The organism is Phyllobacterium sp. P5_D12, assembly GCF_054049495.1.
In genome coordinates, this window is record NZ_JBFUMG010000225.1 from 1 (window position 1) to 6,897 (window position 6,897).

The window sequence follows — 6,897 nt, forward strand, 5'->3', positions numbered from 1 at the left end:
GTCAGGGGAGCCGTAACGTGATACGCACCCCCTATGATCCGGAAAATGAAGGCGCGCAGATGCGCTTCGAGGGACGTATGTCCTATGGCGACTATCTGCGGCTCGACAAGATACTGACGGCGCAGACGCCCCTTTCCGCTGCCCATGACGAGATGTTGTTTATCGTACAGCATCAGGCGTCCGAAATCTGGATGCGGCTCGTTATCCACGAACTGACTTCGGTTTGCGACCACATCGCAAGGGATGATCTCGCGCCCTCCTTCAAGATGCTGGCGCGGGTCTCGCGCATTCTCGACCAGTTGAACTCGGCATGGGACGTCTTGAGGACAATGACGCCCAGCGAATATACGACCTTCCGCGAAGCGCTCGGCATGTCTTCGGGGTTCCAGTCATTCCAGTACCGGGCGATCGAGTTCCTCGCCGGCAACAAAAATGCCGCGATGATGCGCCCGCACGAGCACAAGCCGGATATCCACGCCTGGCTTGACGAATTCCTGCATGCACCAAGCATTTACGACCAGTCTATCCGGCTTTTGGCGCGCAAGGGCTTTGCTATCGACCAATCAGTGCTGGAACGCGACTGCTCGCTGCCCTATCAGCCGAACAACAGCGTGCGTGACGCGTGGCTGGTGATCTACCGCGATCCGGAAGACCACTGGCCGCTCTATGAACTGGCGGAAAAGCTGGTGGACTTCGAAGATTATTTCCGCCGCTGGCGCTTCAACCACGTGACGACAGTCGAGCGCATCATCGGTTTCAAGACCGGCACCGGCGGAACATCCGGCGTCAACTACTTGCGCAAGATGCTGGAAGTGGTGCTGTTCCCGGAATTGTGGAGCGTGAGAACGAACCTTTAGGCCGCCCGTTTGTCGATAGCGACGCAATCCACGGCAGATTTGGCGTGGATATGGTTGCTGTGCGCAAAACCATGCTTGGCGATTGCGGCAAGATCATCATCGGGTTTGATGGGACGGGACCACCAATTATCGTTGAGGGTCCAACCTTGCGCCGTGGCGCTTTCCACCTCGGAACTGTCCGGGCGCAGCACGCATGATTCGTGCACGATACGCGCATTGGGAGAGCGCTTGTTCATCAACTGGCGACCGCGCGCCAATGCACTTGCCTCATCATCGGCGATGACGAGTTGGTGAAACAGATGACRTGTCTGTTTATACTTTGTCAGATAAGCGAATTTGACCTGATATGCCGGCACTACATGCTCCTAGCAAAGACTCAAAAGCGTTAACCATTTATTAATATTGTTGGCGAACCGGTCTTTTTCAAGGAGAGGGAAGTTTTGCACAGATAAATTTGCGGTTTTACAAAAAAGTGAGATTCAGATAAAGTCTTGTTTTTACAACAGAATAGACAACTCGTTACGAAGGCGAAATAAAAGCCGTCCGAGATTAGATCCGGACGGCTGAGTAACTCATAGACTCTGATTCTCACCCATAAACCAATTTGTCCTGGCGGGCGCGGAGTTCAACGATCCTGGAGCCTTGCGCGGGGGCGGCGTTGGCGCTGGTGATGAGTTCGCCCTTCCTGATGGCTTTCGTGACGCTGCCGCCCTGCAAAAGGCCGCAAGGGATGGCGCCGGCGACGCGTGCTTCGCCCGCCGTCATGATCCACGCGCGGTAGCAATATTCGCCAATCGCATCGAGCCTGTCGCCGGGTTTCAGATCCTTCTTGGCGACGGCGCAGACCTCGGCAACCGGCTTGGCCAGCGGCACCATGTCGGCCTTGCCGTAAAGCACGACACGGGCGCAGGTCAGCGGCACCTCGAGCGAGGTCAGGTGATAGGGCCTATGGAAGGTGAAGTACGGACCCTTGCCCATCTTCAGATCTTCCATGCGCTCCGAGATGCGTGGATGCGACATGTCGGCAACGACGAAGACACCCGGCGCCACGCCCTTGCCGATCGAATAGTCGACGACGCCGACCCTTGACAGCACGCCGCCATCCTTTTCCGGCACGAGCACCTTCGACAACTGGTCAAGCGTTGCCGCCGGGCCATGCATGCCCGGCTTGTCGGGGACAAGCCCGGTGGCATTGGCGATCGCCGCCATCTCCACCATGGTCTTCGAGCCATCGACGAATTCGACCAGCATGCGCACATTCATGTGGCGGCGTCTGGCTTCTTCTTCGTAATCATCGGGTATCGCATCGATGTTGAGCGGGTTGTTCTTGCCCTTGCCGGCGGCAACGATCGGATGGCCCATGGCCGAGACGAACTCGATCAGCTCCATGCACGAGGACGGTTCATCGCCGGCGCCGAGCGAATAGGTGACGCCGAGCCGGTCGGCCTCGCTCTTCAGATAGGCGCCGATGGTCACGTCCGCCTCGACATTCATCATGACCAGATGCTTGCCGTGCTCCATTGCTTTCAAGCCGATCTCGGCCCCGACCGCCGGCACCCCGGTCGCATCGATGACCACATCGATCAGCTCGTTCTCAAGGATGAGACCGGCATCATTGGTGACGGCGATCTTGCCGGCTTCCATTGCCGCGGTAAGCGCCGACGCATTCGACACCTCGCGCGAATGGCCCTGTTCCTGGTAGGCGATGTCGACAGCCTTGATCGCGTTGGGCAAATTGAGTTCGGAAATCGCCCCGATCTCGATGCCGGGCATATGTGCCACGCGCGTGACGATATCAGTGCCCATCTCGCCCGAACCGATCAGGCCGATGCGGATCGGACGGCCCGTATCCGCCCGCGCCTGCATATCCCGCGCCAATCCCGTCAATGCAACATTCGTAGCCATCAATGCCTCCACTTTGCTGCAGACCGGCATAGGACGCGAAATTGTGATTGGCAAGTTAGACGTTGTGGAAACGAAACTCCGTACGCTGGCGATACGTCTCGCCGGGGCGAAGGATCGTACCCGGAAACTGCGGCTGGTTCGGACTGTCCGGGAAATGCTGCGCTTCAAGGCAGAGGCCGGCATGTGGACCATAGTGCACGGCGCCAATCGCGGTAACGGCAGATATTTTTGCCCCATCATAGAATTGCAGGCCGGGCTCGCTCGTGTGGACCTGCATGGCAAGGCCATTACCCGCCACGAGCGAGGCTGCAAAACGCATACCATCGCTCATTGGCTCACTCAGGACGAAATTATGATCGTAGAGGGTTGAGCCACTCGTGCCTATCCGGCGCGGCAGGCGAAAATCATAGGCCGTTTCATCAATCCCGGTGATTTCACCAGTGGGAATAAGGCTTCCATCAACGGGCGTATAGGCGTCGGCGAGGATCCGCAAGCGATGGTCGCGAATATCGCTGGACCCGTCGAGATTGAAATAGGAATGCTGGGCAAAATTTGCGACGGTTGGCGCGTCAGTAACCGCCTCGACTTCAACACAAAGCGTGAGGTCATCGAGGCTGTAGGTGCAGTGCACATCCATGTTGCCGGGGAAGCCCTGATCGCCATCTGGCAGATTGATTGAAAGGGTGACAGAAGACTGGCTCCAGCCGGCAATGGTCCACAGGCGCTGCGAAACCCCGCCGCTGCCTCCGTGCAAGGTCTGGACGCCATGTTCATTAAGGTCGAGCTGAACAGTTTTTCCATCGAGCGGGAAACGCCCTCCGGCTATACGGTTGGCGTAGCGGCCGACAAGTGCACCGAAATAGGGTGAAAGAGCCGGGTAGTCGTCAAAGCCATCGAAACCCAGAACGACGCGCTGGAGTATCCCATCGCTCAAGGGAATTTGCAGATCCCTGATAACGGCACCCCAGTTCAAAATTCTGGCAACGGCCCCGGCAGATGAACGGATCGTTACCTGGAATACCGGTTCGCCTTGAAACGTGCCGAATAGCTCTGGTTGCGCATTGTCACGCATCAATAATCCCTGACAGCGACGCTGCCGCGCGAGGAAAGTTTTGCCTGCAAGATCACGACGACCAGCAGGAACAGGCCGCGTATGACCGATTGCCAATAGGCGGAGAGCGAGATCCAGCCCTTGCCGTTCTCGAAGTTCAGAACATTGAAGAGGATGCCAAGCAGCAGCACACCGGCAAGCGTGGCCCCGACAGAACCGACACCGCCGGTCAGCAGGGTTCCGCCGACGACCACCGCGGCGATCGCGAAGAGTTCCCAGCCGACACCCTCGATCGGCTGCCCTGCGCCGAACTGCGACGCGAGGATGACGCCTGCAAGCCCGGCAAGACCGCCACTCGCAAGATAGACGAGAAACTTGATGCGATCAGCGGGAAGGCCCATCAGCCGCGTTGCATCTTCGTTGCCGCCGACGGCGAGCACGCCCCGCCCGGTACTGGTGAAATTCAGAACAACCCAGCCAATCACATAGGCCATGATCGCAATCCAGGCAGGTATTGGAAAGCCGAGGAAATTGTCCTGGCCGATCGACGTGAATCCGCTTTCATACGATACCGACACGGACTGGTTGTCGGCGAGGAGAAGCGCGGTACCGCTTGCCGCCAGCATCATGGCAAGGGTCGCGACGAATGGCATGATCTTCAACCGCGTGACGAGAATTGCATTGATCAGGCCGACGCAAAGCCCGGCGCCGACCCCGGCTCCAAGGCCRATCCAGGCGCCCTGCGGACTGGCGAGCGCCGCGACGACACTGCCCAGCGCAGCAGTCGAACCGACGGACAGATCAATACCGCCGGTCATGATGACGAAGCACATGCCGAGAGCCACGAGCGCGAACATGGAATTGTAGCGCAGAACGCTGGTGATGTTGAAAAAGCCGAGGAAATAATCATAGCGTGCCCATCCAAAGAGGATGAGCAGCAGCAGTGCCAGAACGACACCATAGCTGCCAAGCAAAGAGATCAAACGGGATCTCGTCATGCGCGCCTGCCCTGTTGCTGTATCCAGACGGCTAGCACGATGATGCCCGCCTTGACCACGAGGGCCGCAGCATCGGGCACGCCATTGGCAAGGAGCGTGTAGCGCACCAGCTGGATCGTCATCGCACCAAGCAGCGTGCCGACAATGGTCGCCTTGCCGCCGCTCAAAAGCGTGCCGCCAACAGCAACCGCCGCGATGGCATCGAGTTCCATGCCCATACCGACCAGATTGGCGTCGCTGGAGGAATTGATGGCGATTACGACGAGACCAGCGATCCCGGCGCAAAGGCCGCTGATCGTATAAACGACGAGCTTCACCCTCGAGACCGCAACACCGGAAAGCTCTGCCGCACGTTCGTTGCCGCCAATGGCGATGATCTGACGGCCGAAAACCGTGCGCTTCAACATCCATGCGGCAGCGGTCACCAGGAGCACCATAAGCACGACTTGCACGGGAATGCCGAAGAGGCGGCCAAGACCGATCCACTGAAATTGCGGAACGCGGAATGTCTGGAGATTGCCGTTGGTCAATACCTGGGCAATGCCGCGGCCAGCAATGAACAGAACCAGCGTCGCAACGATGGGCTGGATGCGAAACCTGGCGATCAGCCAGCCATTGAACAGGCCAAACAAGCCCGCAACACCAACCGCGATAAACATGGCCGCCGCCACGGCAAGAGCAACATTGTCGATGGGAACAATCTTGCCGAGGAAGATCATCGGCGCAAGCGCGCCGGAGATCGCCATGAGCGATCCGACGGAAAGATCGATGCCGCCGGTCGCGATGACGAGCGTCATGCCGACGGCAACGATGACAATAGTGCAAACCTGCGTGAGATTGACATTAAGCGTCTGCATCGTGGCGAAGTTGCGGGTGAAAGCAAAGTTAAACAGGATGAGCAGAGCCAGCGCAATCAAGGTACCGTAGCGCGCCATGAAATCGAATGGGTCGAACGGTTGCGATATGTTTTGTTGCCGCGCAGTATCTGTCATGGTGCAGCCTCCGCGATAGTCGGCGCGCTGCCGTGTGCCATCGCGGACATGACGGCGTCTTCGGTTGCCTCATCGCGATCGAATTCAGCAACGCTGATGCCTTCGCGCAGGACGAACACACGATCGGCGCCCTCAATCACCTCTTCGAGTTCGGAGGAGATCATCAGAACCGCAAGCCCTTGGTCGGCCAGCGTCTTGATAAGCGCCTGAATCTCGCCCTTGGCTCCGACATCGATGCCGCGCGTCGGCTCGTCGAGAATGAGCAAGCGCGGGTTCATCGCCAGCCAGCGGCCGAGAAGGACCTTCTGCTGATTGCCACCGGAAAGTTCGCGCACCTTCTGGTCCGGGCCGGAGCATTTGATGCCGAGTTGCCGGATGAACCGCTCGACGATGTCGCGCTGCGCCTTCTCATCGATGACACCGGATTTGCTGAGCTTCGGCATCAGCGCCAGCATCATGTTTTCTGCAACACTCATCTCGGGGACGATGCCTTCGCTCTTGCGATCTTCGGTACAAAATCCCATGCCAGCGGCGATGGCATCGGAAGGCTTATGCGGATCGAACGCCTGCCCGTTGAATATCATTGTGCCCGCACGCGGGCGATCGATGCCGAAGACCAGCCGAGCCGTTTCCGTACGCCCCGCGCCAAGAAGTCCGGCAAACCCGGCGATCTCTCCGGTCCGCACATTGAACGATACGTCCTGCACGATCTGGTTGATTGCGAGGTTCTCGGCTGACAGCAGCACCTTGCCGATCTTCTTTTCGTCGCGATCGCTGAATGCCGTGGCGTGGCCCTCGGCGCGTTCGATGGCGCGCCCGAGCATTGCGGAAACAAGGCCGATCTTGTCGATCTCGTTCATGGCCGCAGTCTTTACGGTCCGGCCATCGCGCATGATGGTGACGCGGTCGCAAACCTCATAAAGCTCATCCAGCTTGTGGCTGACGAAAACAACTGAAACGCCGTCCTGCTTCAACTGCCGGATAACATTGAACAACACAGCGACTTCACGCTCGTCGAGCGAGGAGGTAGGCTCATCCATGATAACGAGCTTTGCCGAAAAACCGATGGCACGCGCAATCGCCACCATCTGCTG

At 58.5% G+C, this 6,897-nt stretch carries 7 protein-coding genes; 1 reads left to right on the plus strand and 6 read right to left on the minus strand.

Translation table 11 applies throughout. From position 1 onward, the window contains the following. Nucleotides 1–17: 17 nt before the first annotated feature. Entirely contained in the window at nt 18–857 is an 840-nt protein-coding gene (gene kynA / locus ACXJ5O_RS15210; protein ID WP_457300623.1) for a tryptophan 2,3-dioxygenase, read from the plus strand. Here kynA and ACXJ5O_RS15215 read toward each other — a convergent pair. The 6 genes from ACXJ5O_RS15215 to ACXJ5O_RS15240 form a co-directional block, all read right to left on the minus strand. Then, complete coding sequence (locus tag ACXJ5O_RS15215; protein WP_457300617.1) at nt 854–1,213, minus strand: hypothetical protein; 360 nt, start codon at nt 1,211–1,213, stop codon at nt 854–856. The two genes, kynA and ACXJ5O_RS15215, sit on opposite strands and share 4 nt — an antisense overlap. Before the next feature lie 232 nt (nt 1,214–1,445). Further along, on the minus strand, nt 1,446–2,762 hold the full coding sequence (locus ACXJ5O_RS15220) for an NAD(P)H-dependent oxidoreductase (protein WP_457300618.1): 1,317 nt from the start codon (nt 2,760–2,762) through the stop codon (nt 1,446–1,448). A gap of 55 nt (nt 2,763–2,817) precedes the next feature. Further along, the gene (locus tag ACXJ5O_RS15225; protein WP_457300619.1) at nt 2,818–3,834 is read right to left on the minus strand and encodes an aldose epimerase family protein; all 1,017 of its coding nucleotides are present in this window, start codon (nt 3,832–3,834) and stop codon (nt 2,818–2,820) included. Next, nucleotides 3,834–4,811: an ABC transporter permease gene (locus ACXJ5O_RS15230; protein WP_457300620.1), complete on the minus strand. Its 978-nt coding sequence runs from the start codon at nt 4,809–4,811 to the stop codon at nt 3,834–3,836. Before ACXJ5O_RS15230 ends, ACXJ5O_RS15225 begins: the two co-directional genes overlap by 1 nt. Continuing rightward, a complete protein-coding gene (locus ACXJ5O_RS15235) occupies nt 4,808–5,803 on the minus strand; it encodes an ABC transporter permease (protein WP_457300621.1) in 996 nt (331 codons plus the stop codon). The genes ACXJ5O_RS15230 and ACXJ5O_RS15235 overlap by 4 nt, the downstream gene beginning before the upstream one ends. After that, nucleotides 5,800–6,897 (minus strand): sugar ABC transporter ATP-binding protein (locus tag ACXJ5O_RS15240; protein WP_457300622.1); only part of this gene is annotated, 1,098 nt, incomplete at its 5' end. The genes ACXJ5O_RS15240 and ACXJ5O_RS15235, both read right to left, overlap by 4 nt.

Bases quoted from the DNA above. Each gene is read 5' to 3' on its own strand.
- ACXJ5O_RS15225 (WP_457300619.1), bottom strand. From the start codon at position 3,834: ATGCGTGACAATGCGCAACCAGAGCTATTCGGCACGTTTCAAGGCGAA.
- ACXJ5O_RS15220 (WP_457300618.1), bottom strand. From the start codon at position 2,762: ATGGCTACGAATGTTGCATTGACGGGATTGGCGCGGGATATGCAGGCG.
- ACXJ5O_RS15235 (WP_457300621.1), bottom strand. From the start codon at position 5,803: ATGACAGATACTGCGCGGCAACAAAACATATCGCAACCGTTCGACCCA.